This is a genomic window from Streptomyces barkulensis (genome assembly GCF_002843305.1).
Taxonomy (GTDB): domain Bacteria; phylum Actinomycetota; class Actinomycetes; order Streptomycetales; family Streptomycetaceae; genus Streptomyces; species Streptomyces barkulensis.
In genome coordinates, this window is sequence record NZ_PGSG01000088.1 from 37086 (window position 1) to 56576 (window position 19491).

General features: G+C 72.9%; 19 protein-coding genes. 7 read left to right on the forward strand and 12 right to left on the reverse strand.

Annotation, left to right across the window (positions count from 1 at the left end; all coding sequences use genetic code 11):
- Positions 1-48 precede the first annotated feature (48 nt).
- The 6 genes from CUT83_RS16650 to CUT83_RS16670 form a co-directional block, all read right to left on the reverse strand.
- Positions 49-894 (reverse strand): sulfurtransferase, encoded by an 846-nt coding sequence (locus tag CUT83_RS16650; protein ID WP_093847171.1) that lies wholly within the window; start codon positions 892-894, stop codon positions 49-51.
- A gap of 166 nt (positions 895-1060) precedes the next feature.
- Positions 1061-1144, reverse strand: a complete 84-nt coding sequence (locus tag CUT83_RS31610; protein ID WP_369126573.1) for a putative leader peptide — start codon at positions 1142-1144, stop codon at positions 1061-1063.
- 233 nt (positions 1145-1377) lie between these two features.
- Positions 1378-2064, reverse strand: coding sequence for an LmeA family phospholipid-binding protein (locus CUT83_RS16655; protein WP_101256636.1), 687 nt, complete (start codon positions 2062-2064; stop codon positions 1378-1380).
- A 254-nt stretch (positions 2065-2318) separates the two neighbouring features.
- Positions 2319-3524 carry a hypothetical protein gene (locus CUT83_RS16660; RefSeq protein ID WP_101256637.1) on the reverse strand — a complete coding sequence of 402 codons (1206 nt, stop codon included), beginning with the start codon at positions 3522-3524 and terminating at the stop codon, positions 2319-2321.
- The gene (locus CUT83_RS16665; RefSeq protein WP_101256638.1) at positions 3521-3787 is read right to left on the reverse strand and encodes a MoaD/ThiS family protein; all 267 of its coding nucleotides are present in this window, start codon (positions 3785-3787) and stop codon (positions 3521-3523) included. Before CUT83_RS16665 ends, CUT83_RS16660 begins: the two co-directional genes overlap by 4 nt.
- 12 nt (positions 3788-3799) lie before the next feature.
- A complete protein-coding gene (locus CUT83_RS16670; RefSeq protein WP_101256639.1) occupies positions 3800-4813 on the reverse strand; it encodes an alpha/beta hydrolase in 1014 nt (337 codons plus the stop codon).
- Positions 4814-4941: 128 nt separating this feature from the next.
- Between CUT83_RS16670 and CUT83_RS16675 the strand changes: the two genes are divergently transcribed.
- From CUT83_RS16675 to CUT83_RS16695, 5 genes are all read left to right on the forward strand, one after another.
- Entirely contained in the window at positions 4942-5766 is an 825-nt protein-coding gene (locus tag CUT83_RS16675; RefSeq protein ID WP_101256640.1) for a response regulator transcription factor, read from the forward strand.
- Positions 5767-5789: 23 nt separating this feature from the next.
- Entirely contained in the window at positions 5790-6815 is a 1026-nt protein-coding gene (locus tag CUT83_RS16680; protein ID WP_101256641.1) for a LacI family DNA-binding transcriptional regulator, read from the forward strand.
- A 133-nt stretch (positions 6816-6948) separates the two neighbouring features.
- Complete coding sequence (locus tag CUT83_RS16685; RefSeq protein WP_101256642.1) at positions 6949-7920, forward strand: S1C family serine protease; 972 nt, start codon at positions 6949-6951, stop codon at positions 7918-7920.
- 22 nt (positions 7921-7942) lie between these two features.
- Entirely contained in the window at positions 7943-8725 is a 783-nt protein-coding gene (locus CUT83_RS16690) for a response regulator transcription factor (protein WP_101256643.1), read from the forward strand.
- A complete protein-coding gene (locus tag CUT83_RS16695) occupies positions 8722-10152 on the forward strand; it encodes a HAMP domain-containing sensor histidine kinase (protein WP_240957740.1) in 1431 nt (476 codons plus the stop codon). The genes CUT83_RS16690 and CUT83_RS16695 overlap by 4 nt, the downstream gene beginning before the upstream one ends.
- A 43-nt stretch (positions 10153-10195) precedes the next feature.
- On the opposite strand, the gene CUT83_RS16700 is transcribed toward CUT83_RS16695, so the two are convergent.
- The 5 genes from CUT83_RS16700 to CUT83_RS16720 all read right to left on the reverse strand — a co-directional run bounded on the left by CUT83_RS16700 (position 10196) and on the right by CUT83_RS16720 (position 14361).
- On the reverse strand, positions 10196-11050 hold the full coding sequence (locus CUT83_RS16700; protein ID WP_101256644.1) for a hypothetical protein: 855 nt from the start codon (positions 11048-11050) through the stop codon (positions 10196-10198).
- Between the two features lie 42 nt (positions 11051-11092).
- A complete protein-coding gene (locus CUT83_RS16705; RefSeq protein WP_240957741.1) occupies positions 11093-12223 on the reverse strand; it encodes a helix-turn-helix domain-containing protein in 1131 nt (376 codons plus the stop codon).
- Between the two features lie 512 nt (positions 12224-12735).
- Positions 12736-13095 carry a DUF4180 domain-containing protein gene (locus CUT83_RS16710; RefSeq protein WP_101256645.1) on the reverse strand — a complete coding sequence of 120 codons (360 nt, stop codon included), beginning with the start codon at positions 13093-13095 and terminating at the stop codon, positions 12736-12738.
- Between the two features lie 97 nt (positions 13096-13192).
- The gene (locus CUT83_RS16715) at positions 13193-13648 is read right to left on the reverse strand and encodes a hypothetical protein (protein WP_101256646.1); all 456 of its coding nucleotides are present in this window, start codon (positions 13646-13648) and stop codon (positions 13193-13195) included.
- 164 nt (positions 13649-13812) lie between these two features.
- Positions 13813-14361 carry a hypothetical protein gene (locus tag CUT83_RS16720; RefSeq protein ID WP_143688573.1) on the reverse strand — a complete coding sequence of 183 codons (549 nt, stop codon included), beginning with the start codon at positions 14359-14361 and terminating at the stop codon, positions 13813-13815.
- 302 nt (positions 14362-14663) lie between these two features.
- Here CUT83_RS16720 and CUT83_RS16725 point away from each other — a divergent pair, with 302 nt between their 5' ends.
- Positions 14664-16445, forward strand: a complete 1782-nt coding sequence (locus CUT83_RS16725) for a serine/threonine-protein kinase (RefSeq protein ID WP_101256648.1) — start codon at positions 14664-14666, stop codon at positions 16443-16445.
- Positions 16446-16573: 128 nt separating this feature from the next.
- On the opposite strand, the gene CUT83_RS16730 is transcribed toward CUT83_RS16725, so the two are convergent.
- Positions 16574-18391, reverse strand: coding sequence for a bifunctional metallophosphatase/5'-nucleotidase (locus CUT83_RS16730; protein WP_101256649.1), 1818 nt, complete (start codon positions 18389-18391; stop codon positions 16574-16576).
- 146 nt (positions 18392-18537) lie between these two features.
- Here CUT83_RS16730 and mshD point away from each other — a divergent pair, with 146 nt between their 5' ends.
- A complete protein-coding gene (gene mshD / locus CUT83_RS16735; protein ID WP_101256650.1) occupies positions 18538-19455 on the forward strand; it encodes a mycothiol synthase in 918 nt (305 codons plus the stop codon).
- The last annotated feature ends 36 nt before the right edge of the window (positions 19456-19491 follow it).

The following is a 19491-nucleotide window of genomic DNA, read 5'->3' on the forward strand; positions in this document are numbered from 1 at the left end:
GTGCTCTTCCTTCCGGAACGAGGAGTTGAGTGTGGAGGGGGAGGTGGCTCAGGCGCTCTTGCCGTCGCCGAGCTCGATCGGCACGCCGACCAGCGAGCCGTACTCGGTCCACGAGCCGTCGTAGTTCTTGACGTTCTCCTGGCCCAGCAGCTCGTGCAGGACGAACCAGGTGTGGGCGGAGCGCTCGCCGATGCGGCAGTAGGCGATGGTGTCCTTGGACAGGTCCACACCCGCCTCCTGGTACAGCTCCTTCAGCTCCTCGTCGGACTTGAAGGTGCCGTCGTCGTTGGCCGACTTCGACCACGGGATGTTGCTGGCGGTCGGGACGTGGCCCGGGCGCTGCGACTGCTCCTGCGGCAGGTGGGCCGGGGCGAGCAGCTTGCCGCTGAACTCGTCGGGGGAGCGGACGTCCACCAGGTTCAGCTTGCCGATGGCCTCGACGACGTCGTCGCGGAAGGCGCGGATCGACTCGTCCTGCTCCTTGGCCCTGTACTCGGTCTTCGCGCGGGTGGGCACCTCGGAGACCAGCTCGCGGGCGTCCAGCTCCCACTTCTTGCGGCCGCCGTCGAGGAGCTTGACGTCCTGGTGGCCGTAGAGCTTGAAGTACCAGTAGGCGTAGGAGGCGAACCAGTTGTTGTTGCCGCCGTAGAGGACGACGGTGTCGTCGTTCGCGATGCCCTTCTCGGACAGCAGCTTCTCGAAGCCGGCCTGGTCGACGAAGTCGCGGCGGACCGGGTCCTGGAGGTCGGTCCTCCAGTCGATCCGGACGGCGTTCCTGATGTGGTTCTTGTCGTAGGCCGAGGTGTCCTCGTCCACCTCGACGATGACCACCTTGGGGTCGTCGATGTGGGCCTCGACCCAGTCGGCGTCGACCAGGACGTCACTGCGGCTCATGTCTCTCCTCCGGAGGGCAGGTACTACGGGGTGTGCGGTGCGGTGGACGTGCGTGCGGCGGCGCTGGGCGCCGGCGGGCGCGCACGGGGCTGTACGCCGCGGTGGCGGGACAGCGGGGTGGTGTGCGGCTGCGGTCCGGGCTGCGAAGGGCACCGAGAGCCGGCCGTCAGACGACGGCGCGACAGAGCATGGCGGCGACACGGCAAAGATCGACTGCCCGTCGCTTCGTGAGATCCGCCTGTCGCTTCATGAGGGCGATCGTAGGGACGGAGGGACGGGCGTGTCACCGTAGTTCCAGATAGTGAGAAGCGAATGCCCGTGATACGAGACGGCGGGAGGGGTGGAGCGCCCCTCCGAACGGATGCGCGGATCTTCGGGAGGCGGTTTCTGGAAAGCGGACGCGGACGTCTCGGAGAGTGGACGGGCCGGTTGGTGCGCGAGCTGCGCGCCGAGCTGGACGGGCGGGTGCCGGCGGACCCGGCGTCAGCCGGCCAGATCCACGTTCGAGCCGCTCAGGTGCAGCACGACGCCCTTCTCGTCCACCTCCGCCTTCTCCAGCTTCAGCCCCTTGGGAAGGCCGGTGATCTCCAGTTTGCGGTCTATCTGCGCCCGCACCACGTCCTCGGCCACGGGCAGGTCGGGGAGGTCCTCGGCGTGCAACGCGACGGTGTCGCCGTTCTCCACCTTCAGTGAGCTGTGCAGGGTGAGCTCCACGAGGGTGAGGTTCACGTCCAGCCTCACCTGGTTCTTCGCGGCCCGCTCCGCGCCGGCGTAGGCGAGGGAGGCGCCCTTCGCACCCGCCTCGGTCAGATCCTGGTAGCTGATCCGCGCACTGCCGGTGGCCCGGTCGGCGACGGCGGAGGAGAAGTTGTTCTCCAGCCGCACGTCACCGAGGTGCACGTCCACCTCGGTCACTTCCACGTCGCGCCCGCCGACCTGGACCGTCAGCCCGTTCATCGTGGCGTCCACCGACTCCAGCTCCTTGCCCACGACCTGGGTCAGGAAGGGGAAGCCGTTGATCTCCACGGCGGGCCGCTCGTCCAGCCCCCTGGAACTTTGGACCTTCTCGGCGACCTCGTCCTCGGCGAAGTTCACCGCCAGCCGGTCGGCGCCGACGAACAGGCCGCCGAAGAGGACGAGAAGTCCCAGCAGGGCTTTGAGTGCGCGCATCGTGGTGGTCCCCCCAGGGTGGCCGGGTGCGGTCGGGTCGGTCGGACTGGTCGCGCTGAACGGACTGAGCGGATCGGGCTGAGCTGATCAGGCCGAGCTGATCAGGCCGAGCGGAACGGACTGATCGATTTGATCGACGCCGACAGAAGCCGATCGGGTTCCGGCGAGCCTAACCCGTGGTGTCCCACGACAGGTCTGTACCACGGGTCCGCGCAGCGGCCGGGCCCGGTGCGCCCGACGCCCGCCCCGCGCCGCTAGGCGAGCGCCCTGCCGAGCAGGTAGACCGCCGGCACGGCGGCGGTCAGCGGCAGTGCCACGCCGGCCGTCATGTGGACGAAGCGGGAGGGGAAGTCGTAGCTCGCCACCCGCAGCCCGATCAGCGCGCACGCCCCGGCCGCCAGTCCCAGCACCGCGCCGGAACCGCCCAGGGTGGTGAACTGCCCGGCCGCGACACCCGCCCCCGCGGCGGCCGACAGCGAGACGACCACGGAGACCGCCTGCGGCACCGGCAGCGCCCGGGCGAGCGCGGCGGCGGCCACGGCGAGCGCGCCGACCGTCACCGCGTCGGGCTCGGCGGCCAGATGGCCGGTGGCGAGCACCGTGAGTGCGGTGGAGGTGACCCCGGCCGTCAGGGCGTACAGGCGCTCGTCGGGCGAGGAGTGGTTGCGCAGCTGGAGGACGAGGACGAACAGCACCCACGCCCCGAGCGTGCCGATGACGACGGCCGAGGCGTGCTCGGCGCCGAGCGCCAGCAGGGCGATGTCCGCGGTGACGCCCGCCAGGAACGCCAGGGCGATGCCCTGCCGCGCGGGCCACATGCCGTTGAGCCGGAACCAGCCCGCGGCCGTGACCGCCTGGAGCAGCACCACGGCGACGGCCGACACCGGGCGGGAGACCTGGGCGGTGGCCGCGAGCAGTACGGCCAGGAGGGCGGTGAGGGCGGCGGGTGTCAGGCCCGGCGCGATGATCGGGCTGCCGGTGCGCCGCGGGGCGTCGGTGACGGAGCCGGCCGTGGCGGCGGGCGCGGTGGCGGGGGCCGTGGCGGTGGCGGTGGGGGCGCCGCCCTGCTCCGGCGGTAGGGGCCCGGGGCCGGGGTGGTGGGGCGGCGCGGGGACGCCGGGGGCGGTGTACGGGCCCTGGCCCGGGGCGTCGTACCGGCCGTACTGCTGGTGCCGGCCGTGCTGGCCGTACTGCTGGTGCTGACCGTACTGCTGGTACCGGCCGTACCGGTCCTGCCCGCCGTACTCCTCGTACTCCTCGTACGCCTCCTGCCCGCCGTGCCCGCCGTGCCCGCCGTAGGCGTCGTACCCGTCGTACCCGTCGTACCCGTCGTACCCGTCGTACGCGGGGCCCGTGGGGCCCGTGGGGGCCGAAGGTCCGTGGCCGTAGCCCTGGCCGGGGTCGTAGGGGCCGGGTTGGGAGCCGTACGGCTGCCCGGGCGGGTACTGCTGGTCGGTCATCGGGAGCCTCCCGCGAAGGGGGGAAGCACCTCGACGGTGCCGCCCTCGGTCAGTCGGACGAGGTGGTGGTCGCGCTTGCCGACCGGCTCGCCGTCCACCAGGAAGGAGCACAGGCCCAGCACCCGGTCGAAGTCCGGCCGGCCGGCGTGCCGCCGGCGCGCCTCGGCCAGCGCCTCGGCCAGCGTGTGGGCCTCGTATCTCTCCTCGGTGATCCCGGCGGCGGCCTTGGCCGCGGCCCAGTAGCGGATCATGCCGCTCGGCATGGTGTGTCCCTCTCAGCCGTCCGTCGTGCCGTCACCATGATGGCGCGGCGCCCGCCCGGTCCGCGCCGTCGCCCAGGCGGCGATCCGCTCCAGCAGCTCGGGAGGCGCGGCGTTCTCGGCGTGTCCGAAGCCGCGCTCGATCCACAGTTCCGTGGCCGCCGGGTCGGCGGCCTCCGCCAGCGAGTACGGGTGGTCCAGCGGGAAGTAGGCGTCCCGGTCGCCGTGCACCACCAGCAGCGGGGTCGGGGCGATCAGCGGTGCGGCCTCCACCGGCGACAGCGGCACCGGGTCCCAGTCCCGGTGGTGGACGCGGGTGCGCAGCCCGTAGCGGGAGACCAGGCGGCCGGCGGGGTGCTGGATCGCCCAGTGGACCCGCCGCATGGCCGGGGTGCCCCGGTAGTACCAGCGGGCGGGGGCGCTCACGGCGACGACCGCGTCGGTGTGTGCGTCTGTGCGCCCCCGGTGCGTCCTGTGCGCAGCGTCACCGTCACCGGTCCCGTCGGCCGGCTCGGTCCCGTACGCCGCCCCGGCCGGCTCCGCCCGGTGGAGCGCCGCGTGCCGCAGCACCACCGAGCCGCCCATCGAGAAACCGGCCGTCGCCACCGCCGAGTGCCCCAGCGAACGCGCCCAGCGCACCGCCGCGGCGAGGTCGAGCACCTCCCGGTCGCCGACCGTGGAGCGCCCGCCGGAGCGGCCGTGCCCGCGGAAGGAGAACGTGATCACGTCCGCATGCCGGGCGAACACCTGTGACACTCGTCGCACCGCGGGCCGCTCCAGCGAACCGGTGAAGCCGTGCGCGACGACGATCGCCAGGTCCCGCCCCGCGGCCTGCCCCGCGCCCTCGCCCCGGCCGCCGGAACTCCCCTCGCGCGGCTGGTAGCAGGCGTCTATGCCCACCCCGTCGTCCGTCCGCAGCCGTGCCCGCAGGAGCGTGCGCGAAGGCGTCCGCCACCCCGCGTCCTGGCCACTTTGGGTGACCGGTCCGCCACGGGAAAGCCCTTCCGTCCCCTCCGCATCCTCGCTCATGTGGGATATTGTCGATGACGAGAAGGATCCGGGCAGCGCCGCCCCCGGGTCCTTTCGTGCTTTCGGAGCGCAGTACGAAGCAGTGCCGCCACACGCCCCACCACGGGGCCGGGGAAGGACTCGACGTCATGAGCTCGCTACTCCTGCTGACCAACGCCCTCCAGCCCTCCACCGAAGTCCTGCCCGCGCTGGGCCTGCTGCTGCACAACGTCCGTGTGGCCCCGGCCGAGGGCCCGGCGCTGGTGGACACCCCCGGCGCCGACGCCGTCCTGATCGACGGCCGCCGCGACCTGCCGCAGGTGCGCTCCCTGTGCCAGCTGCTGCGCTCCACGGGGCCGGGCTGCCCGCTGATCCTGGTGGTCACCGAGGGCGGCCTCGCGGCCGTCACCGCCGAGTGGGGCGTGGACGACGTCCTGCTGGACACCGCCGGCCCGGCCGAGGTCGAGGCCCGGCTGCGGCTGGCCACCGGGCGGCGGCAGATCTCCGGCGAGGACGGCCCGGCGGAGATCCGCACCGGCGACCTGTCGGTGGACGAGGCCACCTACAGCGCCAAGCTCAAGGGGCGCGTGCTGGACCTGACCTTCAAGGAGTTCGAGCTGCTGAAGTACCTGGCGCAGCACCCCGGCCGGGTGTTCACCAGGGCGCAGCTCCTCCAGGAGGTGTGGGGCTACGACTACTTCGGAGGCACCCGGACCGTCGACGTCCACGTACGGCGGCTGCGGGCCAAGCTCGGCCCGGAGCACGAGTCGCTGATCGGGACCGTGCGCAACGTCGGCTACCGCTTCGTGCTGCCGGAGAAGAAGGAGCCGACCGCCGAGGAGCGCAGGGCGCGCAAGGACGCGAGGGCGACCGTGGACGCCGCCGAGAGGATGGCGCAGGACGCGGCGAACGGCGTCGGCGGGGAGACGGCCGGCGGCGGGCGGAAGACCGCCGCTCGCCGGGGAGGGAACTGAGTCGGCGCGCGTAGACTTCCGCTGTGGCGAAGGTGACGCGGGACGATGTGGCGAGACTGGCGGGTACGTCGACCGCGGTCGTCAGTTATGTGATAAACGATGGGCCCCGGCCGGTCGCGCCGGCGACCCGCGAGCGCGTGCTCGCCGCGATCAAGGAACTGGGGTACCGGCCGGACCGGGTCGCGCAGGCGATGGCGTCCCGGCGCACCGACCTGATAGGGCTGATCGTCCCCGACGCCCGGCAGCCGTTCTTCGCGGAGATGGCGCACGCGGTCGAACAGGCCGCCGCCGACCGCGGGAAGATGGTGCTCGTCGGCAACTCCGACTACCTCGACGAGCGCGAGGTGCACTATCTGCGGGCCTTCCTCGGCATGCGCGTCTCGGGCCTGATCCTGATCAGCCAGGGCCCCAGCGAGCGCGCCGCCGCCGAGATAGAGGCGTGGGACGCGCGCGTGGTGCTGCTGCACCGGAGGCCCGAGGCGATCGACGACGTGGCCGTCGTCCTCGACGACGTCGGCGGCGCCCAGATGGTCACCCGGCACCTGCTGGAGCACGGCCACGACTACGTGGCCTGCCTGGGCGGCGTGGAGTCCACCCCCGCCTACGGCGACCCGGTCACCGACCACGTCGAGGGCTGGCGCCGGGCGATGAGGGAGGCCGGCCGCTCCACCGACGGCCGCCTCTTCCAGGCCCCCTACAACCGCTACGACACCTACCGCGTCGCCCTGGACCTGCTGGCCGGCCCCGACCGCCCGCCCGCGCTGGTGTGCGCCACCGACGACCAGGCCATCGGCGTGCTGCGCGCCGCCCGCGAGCTGGGCCTGGACGTGCCCGGCGAGCTGGCGGTGGCCGGGTTCGACGACGTCAAGGAGGCGGCGCTGACCGACCCGCCGCTGACCACGGTGGGCTCGGACCGCGAGGCGATGGCCCGCGCGGCGGTCGACCTGGTGCTGGACGACGGGGTGCGCACCACGGGCTCGCGGCGCGAGCGCGTGCGCCAGTTCCCGTCGGGGCTGGTGGTGCGCCGCTCCTGCGGCTGCGGCGGCTGACGGGGCGCTCGACAAGGCGTTCGACGGGGCGGGGCGGGGCGGGCTCCGGCCCGGGGCGCACCCGGGATGGTTCTTCCCCGGGTTTCAGCCCGTCCTCATGGAGTTCTCATTCCGGGCGCGCACGGTTGTGTGCATGAGCGACCACGAGACGAACCGCGCGTATCCGCCCCGCCCGCCGTACGAGCCCTCCGTTCCGGACACCACCCCCGAGCCCGTCCCCGAGCCCGTCCCCGGCGTGCACGCCCGGCGGCGGGCGCGCCGCCCCGCCGGACTGCTGGCGGCCGTGGCGATCGTGGCCGCCGCGGTCGGCGGCGGTACGGCCACCCTGGCCGCCGGGACGTTCGGGGGCGGCGCCGCACCCGCCGCCACATCCTCCGTCCTCGGCACCAACGCCGCCGACACCGGCACCGGCGTCGCCGAGGTCGTCAAGGCCGTCACCCCGAGCGTCGTGGAGATCGGCGCCTCCTCCCGCTCCGGCTCCGCCACCGGATCCGGCGTGGTGATCTCCGAGAGCGGCGAGATCCTCACCAACAACCACGTCGTCTCCGGCGCCACCGAGATCGAGGTCACCTTCTTCGACGGCCGAACCGCCCGCGCCGAGATCGTCGGCACCGAGCCCGACCTCGACATGGCGCTGATCCGGGTCGAGGACGCCGGCGACCTCACCCCCGCCGAGCTCGGCGACTCCGACGCCGTCCGCGTCGGCGACCGCGTCGTCGCCTTCGGCTCGCCCCAGGGCCTGTCGGGCACGGTCACCAGCGGCATCGTCTCCGCCAAGGGCCGCGAGGTCACCGTGGAGCGGACGGGCGGGGAAGGCCGGCCCAGGGACGACCGGTCCTGGCCCTTCGAGTTCGACGGCGACCGGTACAACGGCGAGCTGGGCTCCGAGACCACCACCTACGAGGCCATCCAGACCGACGCCTCCCTCAACCCCGGCAACTCCGGCGGCCCGCTGGTCGACATGAACGGCCGCGTCGTCGGCGTCAACTCCGCCATCCACGGCAACGCCTCCACCGCCGCCGAGGCGGGCAGCGTCGGCCTGGGCTTCGCCGTACCCGTCGACGACGTCGAGGAGATCCTCGACGACCTGCGCGCCGGCGGATGAGGCGGGTGCGACACTCGCCACCATGACCACCGCCTCCTCCGCCACGTCCCATCCCGCCCCGCCCGCGCGCGTGCTGGTCGTCGACGACGAGCCGGCCGTACGGGAGGCCCTGCGCCGCAGCCTGGCCTTCGAGGGCTACGAGACCGAACTCGCCGCCGACGGCCTGGAGGCGCTGCGCCAGGTGGAGGCGTACCGCCCGGACCTGGTGATCCTGGACGTGCTGATGCCGCGCATGGACGGGCTGACCGCCGCCCGGCGGCTGCGCGCGAGGGGGGCGACCGTCCCCGTGCTGATGCTCACCGCCCGCGACACCGTCGGCGACCGCGTCACCGGCCTGGACGCGGGCGCGGACGACTACCTGGTCAAACCGTTCGAACTGGACGAGCTGCTGGCCCGCGTCCGAGCCCTGCTGCGCCGCAGCTCCTACGCCCGCGAGCAGGCCGGCGCCGAGCGGACCGAGGTGCTCTCCTTCGCCGGCCTGCGCATGGACCTCACCACGCGCGAGGTCACCCGCGGCGGGCGGCCGGTGGAACTGACGCGGACGGAGTTCACGCTGCTGGAGATGTTCATGGCCCACCCGCGCCAGGTCCTCACCCGCGAGCAGATCCTCAAGGCCGTCTGGGGCTTCGACTTCGAGCCCTCCTCCAACTCCCTGGACGTGTACGTGATGTACCTGCGCCGCAAGACCGAGGCGGGCGGCGAGCCGCGCCTGGTGCACACCGTGCGCGGCGTCGGCTACGTCCTGCGCGACACCCCGGGCCCGGGCCCGGCCCCGGGCAGCACCGCGGGGGAGCCGCACCCGTGACCTCCCGGCTCGACTCCCTGCCGCCGCGCTCGCGACTGCCGCTGCGCTCGCGCCTGGCGCTGCTGGTCGCGGTGGCCGTGGCGGTCGCGGTGGCGGCGTGCTCGCTGGCCGCCTGGCTCCTGGTGCGGGCACAGCTCGTCGACTCCCTCGACGACGCCCTGCACGCCAACCGGGTCCCCGACAGCGGGCTCATCGAACTCGTACGCGCCGGGCAGTGCCGGGCGGTGCCGGAGGAGGAGCGGCTGGACACCCCCAACCCGTTCGACTCCACCGTGCAGCTCGTGGACCGCGACGGCGACAGCTGCATGGCCTTCGGGGAGCGGCCCCTGCCGGTCTCCGCCGCCGACGTGGCCGTCGCCCGCGGCGAGCGCGCGGAGGCCCTGCACACCGTCACCGCGGGGGGCGAGGAGTACCGGGTGCTCACCACCCCCCTGCGCGGCACGGACGCCGCCGTGACCGTGGCCCGCCCGATGGCCGAGATCGACCAGAGTCTGGACACCCTCGCCCTCGTCCTCGGCCTGGTCGCCGCCACCGGCGTGCTCGGCGCGGCGGGCGCCGGCGTCCTGCTCGCGCGCGCCGGCCTGCGCCCGGTGGACCGGCTGACGGGCGCGGTCGAGCACGTCGCCCGCACCGAGGACCTGGCCGTCCGCATCCCCGTCGACGGCGACGACGAGATCGCCCGGCTGTCGCGCTCCTTCAACGCCATGACCGCCGCCCTGGCCACCTCCCGCGACCTCCAGCAGCAGCTGATCGCCGACGCCGGACACGAACTGCGCACCCCGCTGACCTCGCTGCGCACCAACATCGACCTGCTGGTGCGCAGCGAGCAGGCCGCCCGCCCGCTGCCGCCTCAGGACCGCCGGGAACTGCTGGAGTCGGTGCGCGCCCAGATCGGCGAACTCGCCGCCCTCGTCGGCGACCTCCAGGAGCTGTCCCGGCCCGACGCGGCGCCCGCCGGCGGGCCGGTGGAGATCACCGGCCTGCACGAGACCGCCGAACGCGCCGTGGAACGCGCCCGGCTGCGCGGCTCGGACATCACCATCGACCGCGACCTGGCCCCCTGGTACGTGCGCGCCGAACCGGCCGCACTGGAGAGGGCGGTGGTCAACCTGCTGGACAACGCCGTGAAGTTCTCCCCGCCCGGCGGGACGATCGACGTCCGCCTCGACGGCTCCACCGGCACCCTGCGCGTACGCGACCGGGGCCCCGGCATCCCCGAGGACGAACTCCCCCACGTCTTCGACCGCTTCTGGCGCTCCCCGTCCGCCCGCAGCCTCCCCGGCTCCGGGCTGGGCCTGGCCATCGTGGCCCGCACGGTGCGCCGCAGCGGCGGCGAGATCGCCCTCCACCCGGCCCCGGGCGGCGGCACGGAAGCCGTCCTGCGCCTCCCCGGCGCCCCGGTGCCCCCGCCGGATCAGCGCCCCTGATCGTCCGATCCGCCGATCACTGAATGCTCCCCACCGGGATGGTCTATTCCGTAAGGCGCGTGATGAAGGCAGGGGCGAGGGACCGGATGCGGTCCTCTTCGAGTGAGCCCGCAAGCGCCTTGACTGCCATGTCGACGCCGGGGGTGGCACGCCCGCCAAAGAGCTGACGCAGCTTCTCCAGCCCATCCGCCGCGACGTCGCCCACGCGCGGGTTGTCGCGCAGCACGGTAAACGTTTCGGAAACCTGTCGTGCCCTGGTGGTCATCATGATGCGCAGGACGTCACCGGCGTCCTTGTCGGTCAGGCGGTCCGGGCGCCTCTCGGCCTGGCTGAGCCGATCGGTGATTTTGAAGGCTTTGGCGACCAGGAGGGCTGCGGGGCCGGCGACGTTGACCGTGATGGAACGATCGTCGGCGGAGTCGAGGCTGCCGACGTGCAGGGGAGAACGGTCCACGGCGGCGACCTCAAGGCCCTCGATCCAGCGTGCGGACATCGTGCCGTGCGGCGGGACCTTGGCACTGCGGCGCCCGTTCTTGCGAGAGAGCTGCCGGGGGATGAGGAGATCCAGCTCCACGGGAACGATCTGGCCTCCCACGGTCTCCTGCCGTTCCCACAGCCCGGGTTCGCTGTCCTTCTTCAGCGTAAAGCCGGCCTCGCGCAGGGACGCGTCGAGAAGCGGCTGATCCTCGAGAAGTGCGGGGTCGATGCTCAGGTCACCGTCGGAGGTGAAGGGCGAGTTGCGGATCGCCGCGCCCGGGGTACGCAGGTAGACGGCCTGCGCACCCACGACAGTCAGGGCATCGAGATGAGGGCTCAACGCGATCAGACCGTCGAGGAGAACACGTCGGGCCACCACCGTCAGCTGGTCGGGATCGACGCCCTTCGGGATTTGTGACATAGCGCCTCGCGCTCTCGTCGGCTTGTGTCCTGCGTTGTGATCTTAGTGCTGAATGGGCGGCACCCCGACGTCGTTTCCGGAATCTCGCCACTGCTCGGGATATGTCTCCATGAAGTCCAGGAGTGCCTCTCCCTCGGCAGGCATCCGGCCGGGGCCGGCCAGGCAGTCGAGTGCCGCTTGGCTGGGCGCGACGTACTGCACGCCGTCGACGAAATCGGACTGTCTCCGGACGAAGGGATCCGGCTCGTTCAGCAGCAGAACGTCCGCGCCCTCTGCGACCGGCAGGAGTCCGAGTTCGTCAGCTACGTCGTCGATGTTCAGCCAGGGCCCGACGTAGAGCATCAGTTGGCCTCCCACGGCGACCTGGACGAAGCGCTGCACGGTGTAGGAGCCGGTGACGGAAAGCCCGTCGACACACTCCGTGGGCAGCTGTGAGATCTGCTGCAGCAGGGCCGGTACACCGTTGGGAGCCAGGAAGCCCTGGTACGACCCATGGGCGAGGAGACTGGTCTCCCGGGCTCGGGCGCGCAGAAGCTGAGCCCAGTCGACGTCCGTGATGATCCGCCCTTTGCGGCGAATCAGGAGCTGGTCTTCCAGGGTGTTCAGCAGCCGGGATACATAGGGGAGGCTCAGCTTGGAGATCCGGTGCAGGTCGGTGGCTCGGTGAGGAGGCGGCACATCGGCCAGAAGCCGCACCAGGCGCCCTGCCTTCAGCCCCGCCAGAGTGGTCCTGCTGGTTTCCCGGGGAGCTGACCGCGGGGCCTTCTCGGCTCCTACGGTGCGGATGACGATGGCCGGTCGTGCCACGCGGATGTCGATGTTGCCCGTCAGGTCCAGATACGCGATGCCGTTCCGCCGCAAGAGCTCCCGGGCCTGGGACGAGATCCATGGCGCGATGACCAGCAGGTTCGTGTAGTGGTTGACCTCGCGGAGCAACTGCACCCTGGGTACCAGCCGCTCCACCACGAACCGTGGTGGAGCCGCCGGGGTCGCCTCCACCAGCAGTTGCGTGAAGGTGCTGTCGCCCTCCGCTCTTACCTCCAGGACGGCGTCGAAGACCTTGCTCTTGTTCGGGCGCTGCGTGACCTGCCACCCAGGCCCCAGAAGGGCGTGCAGGGCTTGAACGCCCTGCTCCAGCAGGTCCGTCTCTCTGGTCGGCGGAGATTCCACCATGCCATCGTCGCATACCAAGCAGGCAAACTTGCCTGGATCGCCAACTTTACCGCACGGGTAAAGTTGGCATCCTGGGCAACTTTACCCGTGTTTCGCACTTGCCCGTCTCGGGCAAGTTGCATTACCCAGGCAACCAGCCGCAGCGCCGTTTCTACCGGAGGCGATGGCCTGTCCAAGCTGCGCAGGCCATCGCCAACCGGAATGCGGGCCTACGGACCATGGGTGATCACCGTTGTCCGGAGCGTTGTCGATCAAGGAAGCATGACCGCTGCGCCGGACACGCTCGGCTCGGGCCCGGCGCAGCACCGGGGCCGTACCACCGAGTGGTATGCGGCGCACGCTCCTTGGCGTTCTCGCCCGACGGCTGCTTCTTCGAGGAGTGCCAGGGTCCGGAGGTCGTCCTCTTCGATCGAGGGACGCTGCAGGGACCGCCGGTCGCCGATCTCGCGGAAATCCATGGGACGACCGTAGGGCACAGGCCGGCGCGCCGCGGCGGAACGGCGCGGAACGCGCTACGGGGCGAGGCGCTCGGCGAGTTCCGTCTCGTCGGCGACGAACCACGTCTGCCGTCCGCGGTCGCACTCGCGGACGAAGTCCCGCAGCGCCGTGCCGGCCGCCGTGCGGGCGGAGACGTCGCCGACGACGGCGAGCCCCAGGCGGTAGTTGGCGAACTTCTGGACGATCTCCCCGGCGAGGCCGGTGCGCAGCCGGAAGAAGTCCTCGTGCAGCCGCCCGGCGGGCACGGCGACCCACCGGGCGCCCTGGTAGCCGGCGTCGCCGATCAGGTCCAGCGCCTCGCGCTCCCCGATGGCCGCGCCCTCGTCGGCGCACATCAGGACGGGGATGCCGTGGAACGTCCGAAGGGTGGTCATGGCGGCCGAGCCTAGGCGGGACGGCGTACGGCGTCGAAGCGTTTTCCGGTGCCGGGACCCGGCCCGGTGCCGGGACCCGGCGGGATCCGGGCGCCGCTCAGTCCAGTTCCACGTCCTCGGCGATGCGCCGGGCCCTGATGTAGGGACCGCCCTCGTACTCCTCGTACAGCGTCTCCGCGAGGTCCACGCCGAGTTCCCGCTCGACCACGGCGATCTCGAACTCGCCCACGACGCCGGTGACGCGGACCGCGTCGTCCTGGTCCACGGCCGGCATGTCCCCCTCGACGACCAGCAGCGGTTCGATGTCGCTGGGCTCGTCCCCGCCGACGGTGAAGGCCCAGGGCGAGATGACGTCCTGGACCCGGCCCTCGACCGTTCTCTCCTCCCCGACCACGGACTCGGCGTCGCCGCTCTCGAAAGCCTCGTTCACCTCGGTGATGCCCTCGGCGCCGTTCCCGCCGCATCCCGCCGACGCGGAAAGCGCGAGCAGCAGCGCGAGCAGCGCCGCCGGCCGTCGGCGGCCGGGAACGCCCCGGGTGTGTCGCGTGGGCATCTCCTGTCGTCCTCTCACTCTCGGGAAGCCTCCGGGCGGGCCGTCGGCGGGCGTCCGGCCGGACAAGCCGGGCACGGCTGGGAACAGGGGGTTCGCCGTCCTCGGCGCCGTCCTCCGCGTCGTCGCCGGAACGGGGCCGGGCCGCCGCGCGGGACGGTGCTTCCTCATTCCAGACGGGCCGAGGTGTCGATGGAGGAGGCCACGACGTAGTGCTCCTGTTCCCAGTCGGTGAAGGCGTCCTCGTTCCAGTCCACATCGAGTCCGTTCGCCACCTCCTCGGGGACGAAGCCCTCCCGCACGATGCCGGTGACCCGCACGGTGTCACCCTCCGCCACCTCGGTGGTGTCCGCGGAGACGACCAGGAGGCTCCTGACGTCGCCCGTGTCGTCACCCCTGTTCTCGGGGTCGGCGCGGGCGACGGTGAAGGCGTGCGCGTCGACGACCTCGCCGACCTCGGCCGTCAGGATGATCCGCCTGCCCGTCCAGGTGGTGACGTCGTTCCAGAACTCGGCCTCCGCCAGATCCCCGTAGACGAACTCGTACCCGTCCTCCGCGCCCTGCGCGGCCCCGACGCTCACGGACGCCTCGGGAGCGGGCGACTCGTCCCCGCCGCAGCCGGTCAGGACGGCGGCGCCGGCCACGACCGCGGACACCACCGACAGCGGCAGGGCGGCACTCCTCCGCGTCCGGCGGCACTTCACGCTGGGGCGCATCTCCTCGGATCCTCTCGACGTGCGGGCGGTCCCGTGCGTCACGGGTGACCGGACGCCGGGGCCGTCAACCCGGCGAACCGACGCGCGGAATCATTCCGGCCCCGGCGCCGGACCATGCCGCGCACGCCGTTTCCACCCCTGCGAGAGCCGGATCTCCACCCGGACGGCGGTACGCGGTCCGCCGCCGCGGGGACCGGCCGGGCGACGTGCGGCTGCGGACCGCGCCGAAGCGTTCTCCGGTGCCGCACCAGGCGGAACGGCCGGTAACATCCCACTTCCGCAATGTAGTTGGGGGTATCGCGATGACAGGGGCCGAGCACGCCGCACTCCGTCCGCTCCAGCCGGACGATCCCCGGGAGGTCGCCGGCTACCGGCTGACCGCCCGGGTCGGCGAGGGCGGCATGGGCGCGGTCTACCTGTCCGGCACCCGCGGCAACCAGCCGGTGGCGCTGAAGGTCATCCGGCGCGAGTTCGCCCGGGACGCGGAGTTCCGGCGCCGTTTCGAGCAGGAGGTGCGGGCCGCCCGGCGGGTCCAGGGCTACCACATCGTGCCGGTGCTGGACCACGACACCGGCGGCGAGCAGCCCTGGCTGGCCACCGCCTACGTGCCGGGCATCCCGCTCGACGACGCGCTCGCCCTGCACGGGCCCCTGCCGCTGCCCGCCGCGCTCCAGCTCACCGCCTGCACGGCGCGGGCACTCCAGGCCGTACACACCGCCGGAGTGATCCACCGGGACCTCAAGCCCAGCAACATCCTGCTGGGCACCGACGGGCCCTGGATCATCGACTTCGGCATCGCGCGGGCCGCGGACTCCACCCAGCTCACGCGCAGCGGCGGCTTCATCGGCACCCCGCAGTACATGTCGCCCGAGCACGCCTCCGGAGACACCGTCACGGCGGCCTCCGACGTCTTCTCGCTCGGCCTGGTCGCGGCCGTCGCCGCCACCGGGCGTCACCCGTACGGCGACGGCGCCGCCATCACCCTCGCCGCCCAGATCGCCAACACCGCCCAGCGCCCGCCGGACCTGTCCGGCTACCCCGAGCCGCTGCGGGGTGTGCTGGAGCGCTGCCTGGCGGCGGACCCGGCCGCCAGGCCCGCACCGGAGGAGCTGGCCGAGCTGTGCGAGAAGGCGTCCGGCAGGCAGGCCCGGGACTTCGCCGGCTGGCTGCCCGCCCCGCTCGCCGCCGGGATCGGCGAACGGGCGCGGGCCGCCCAGAGCCCGCCCCCGCCGGTGCCGCCGTCGTACGCCTACACGCCCACCCAGGGCCCCGGCGGCCCCGCCACCGGGCCGTACGCCGCCCCGACGGCCACCGCGTACGGGACCCCGCCCACCGCGCCCCCGCACGGGCCGGGACAGGGGCCGGTGGCCGATCCGGGTGCGGGGGGCGGGCGGAGGCCGCGCCGCCGCACGGCGCTGCTGGCCGCGGGGGCCGTCCTGGTGCTGGCCGCCTCGGTCGGGGGGACGTGGGCGGTGGCCACCGCCGGGAACGAGGGCGGTGGGAACACCGGAGCCGGGAAGGACGCGAACGCCGGGAGCGGCGAGCAGGCGCCGAAGAACCCGCGGACGCCCGGGGAAGAGGCGCCGGAGGACACCGGCACGCCCTCCCCCGAGGAGGCCGGGCAGAACTCCCCGGAGGCGAGTGCCGACGCGTCGGCCGCAGAGGGAGGCTCCTTCGAGCCGGTCTTCGAGAAGCGGCCGATCACCATCGCCACGCCTCCCACCCTCGGCATCACCTACGTCGACCTGGACGAGGCGAGGGTGGACCCGACCAGCGAGATCAGCATCTCCGACACGGAACTGATCGTCCACAGCGGCACCTTCGACTTCAGGAGGGCGATGGGGGAGAGCGCGGGCAACACCCCGCAGGAGTGCGAGGCCGCGGCCGTGTCCAACCCGCTCCCGGAGGAGCTGAAGGCCCGGGAGATCAACGACGAGGGGGCTCCGGACGAGGGCGACGTGCTGTGCACGGTGACCACTGAGGGCCGCCTGGCAATGCTGGAGGTCACCGACATGGTGCCGGCGGAGAAGGCCTACCACGTCCCCGCCGTCAAGGCCGACCTGACCCTGTGGAAGACCGGCTGAGTCCAACGGGCGGGCCGGGCACGGAGAACGCCGCCGACCGGTCGCGGGACCGGTCGGCGGCGTTGTGGGGGGATTCCGCGGGCCGGGGGAAGGCGGCCTGCGGAGGGAGGGTCATCCGCCGTGGGGGGTCACCGGATGACCGTGATCCGGTCCGCCGCCGGGGCGCCCAGCGGGTCGGCGGCGGAGGAGTTGGCGGTCAGGTAGTCCTGGAGGGCGGCCAGGTCGTCGCTGCCGACCAGCGGGTCGGTGCCCTGCGCCAGGGTCGGGAAGCCGTCGCCGCCGCCCGCCAGGAAGGAGTTGACCGCGACGCGGTAGGAGGCCGACGGGTCGAGGGGCTCGCCGTTCAGCCGCACCGAGTCCGCGACGATCCGGTCCGCGCCGGACCGGGTGAGGTCGAGGGTGTAGGTGAGGCCGGAGGAGACCTGGAGGATCTTCGGGGAGGCCTCGTTGGCGCCGCTGACCTGCTCGCGCAGCACCGTCAGAAGCTGCTCGCCGGTGAGGGTGGTCAGGTTGACGGTGTTGGAGAAGGGCTGGACGGTGAAGCCCTCGGCGTACGTCACCACGCCGTCGCCCTCGGCGCCGGAGGCCGCGTACACCAGGTCGGAGCGGATGCCGCCGGGGTTCATCAGCGCCAGGTCGGTCTCCGGGTCCAGCCCGCGGGCGTGGGCGAACTGGGCGTCGGCGATCAGGTCGCCCAGCGGGGACTCGGGCACGGTGCGGTCGGCGGTGATGTCCTCGGAGATCCAGCCGATGGGACGGCCCGCGACGGGCGCGGCCAGCCCCTTCCAGTAGTCGATCAGGGAGGTGAGGTCGGCGGCCTTCTCCTGGTTGCGGTGGACGACGCGGTTGGCGCCCTCCACCGAGGCGCGCACGATGTCACGGGTACGGCGGTCGTACTCCATGTTCAGCTCGGTGAACAGCCGGCCGTAGGAGGCGGCGGAGGTGACCAGGCGGTCCTCGCCCCGCGGGTCGGGGACGGAGCAGACGTACGGCTGGTGGGTGTGGCCGGTGATCAGCGCGTCCACGCCCGCGTTCGTCCGCCTGGCGATGTCGACGATCGGGCCGGAGAGCTTGCCGCCGTCCTCGCCGCAGTCGGCGTTGTAGGCGCTGGAGGCGGGGGTGCCGCCCTCGTGGATCAGCGCGATGACGGCGTTGACGCCCTTGCGGCGCAGCTCCTCGGTGTACTTGTCGATGGTCTCGGCCTCGTCGAGGAACTTCAGTCCCTTGATGCCCTCGGCCGAGACGATGTCGGGCGTGCCCTCCAGGGTGACGCCGATGAAGCCGACGCGGACACCCTTCATCCTCTTGACGGTGTAGGGGGCCATCAGCGGCCTGCCGGTCTTCTCGTCGACGACGTTGGCCGCGAGGATCGGGAAGTCGGCGCCGCCGAAGGTGCGGCCCTCGTCGTAGCAGCCGTCCTCGGGGTGGCAGCCGCCGTTCTGCAGGCGCTCGAGCTCGGCCGCGCCCTCGTCGAACTCGTGGTTGCCGACGCCCACGACGTCCATGCCGAGCGCGTTCATCGCCTCGATGGTGGGCTCGTCGTGGAAGAGGCCCGACAGCAGCGGGCTGGCGCCGACGATGTCGCCGGGGGCGACGGTGACCGAGTACCGGTTGCCCTCACGGGCCTCGCGCAGGGAGGTGGCGAGGTACTCGGCGCCGCCCGCGTCGATCTGCTCGGTGGTGCCGTCGGGGTGCTGATGGGTCACACGGCCGGAGGAACCGGTCGGGGGCTCCAGGTTGCCGTGGAAGTCGTTGATGGCGAGCACCTGGAGGTCGACGGTGCGGCCGTGGTGCTTGCCGCGGTCGCCGTGCGCGCCGGGAGCCGCCGACGGGGCGTCCTGCGCGGCGGCGGGCATGGCGGCGCCGAGGGCGCCGACCGTCAGCAGACCGGCCGCGGCTGCGGTGAGTCTGCGGGAGAGGGGAGACCGCTTGGGCGGAGTGGACATGTTCTGTCCCCTTCTGTTCCCTTGTCGAGGCCGTGGGTTGGCCCGGAAGTGGCCGTTGGTGGCGGGGGAAGCCTAGGTCAACGCGCGTAGCGTGTCATTGTCGCGTTGGTAACCGCATGGTTTCGATGCTGCGTAGGCTTCTCCCTATGAGCGACGTGGTGGTTGTGGACGAGCTGACGCCCGAGGCCGTGCGGCAGGCCCAGGCTCTGATCGACGAGGCCGCCCGGGTGGACGGCCAGCCCGCCGTCTCCGAGCAGGGCCGCCTCCAGTTGCGCGGCGGTCGCCGCGCGGGCGTACGGCATCTGCTGCTCTGGCGACAGGGGGAGCTGGCCGGTTACGGGCAGCTGGAGGACACCGATCCCGTCGAGGCCCCGACCGGCGAGTTCGTCGTCCACCCCGACCACCGCAACCAGGGCCACGGGCTGGCCCTGGGCCGCGCGCTGCTGGAGGCGTCGGGCCGGCGGCTGCGGGTGTGGGCGCACGGCGGCCACCCGGCCGCACGCCACCTGGCGCGGCTGCTCGGCCTCGCCCTCTTCCGCGAACTGCGGCAGATGCGGCGCCCGCTGACGGGCCTGAACCTGCCCGAGCCGTCGCTGCCGCCGGGGGTGCGGCTGCGCACCTTCGTGCCCGGCCGCGACGACGCCGCCTGGCTGGCCGCCAACGCCGCCGCCTTCGCCCACCACCCCGAGCAGGGCGGCATGACCCAGCGCGACCTGGACGACCGCAAGGCCGAGCCGTGGTTCGACCCCAAGGGCTTCTTCCTCGCCGTGCGCGACGGCGGGCGCGACGGGGAGGGCGAGGAACTGCTCGGCTTCCACTGGACGAAGGTCCACAGCGCCGAGCAGCTCGGCGAGGTGTACGTCGTCGGCGTCGCCCCGGGCGCGCAGGGCGGCGGCCTGGGCAAGGCGCTGACGCTGGTGGGCCTGCGCTACCTCGCACGCGACCGCGGCCTGCCGACCGCGATGCTGTACGTGGACGCCGACAACACCGCGGCCGTGAAGGTCTACGAGGGCCTGGGGTTCGAGACCCACGAGGTGGACCTGATGTACCGCACGGAGGGCTGAACAGGCCGCCGGCCGGAGGGGGCTTGACCGGGGCGG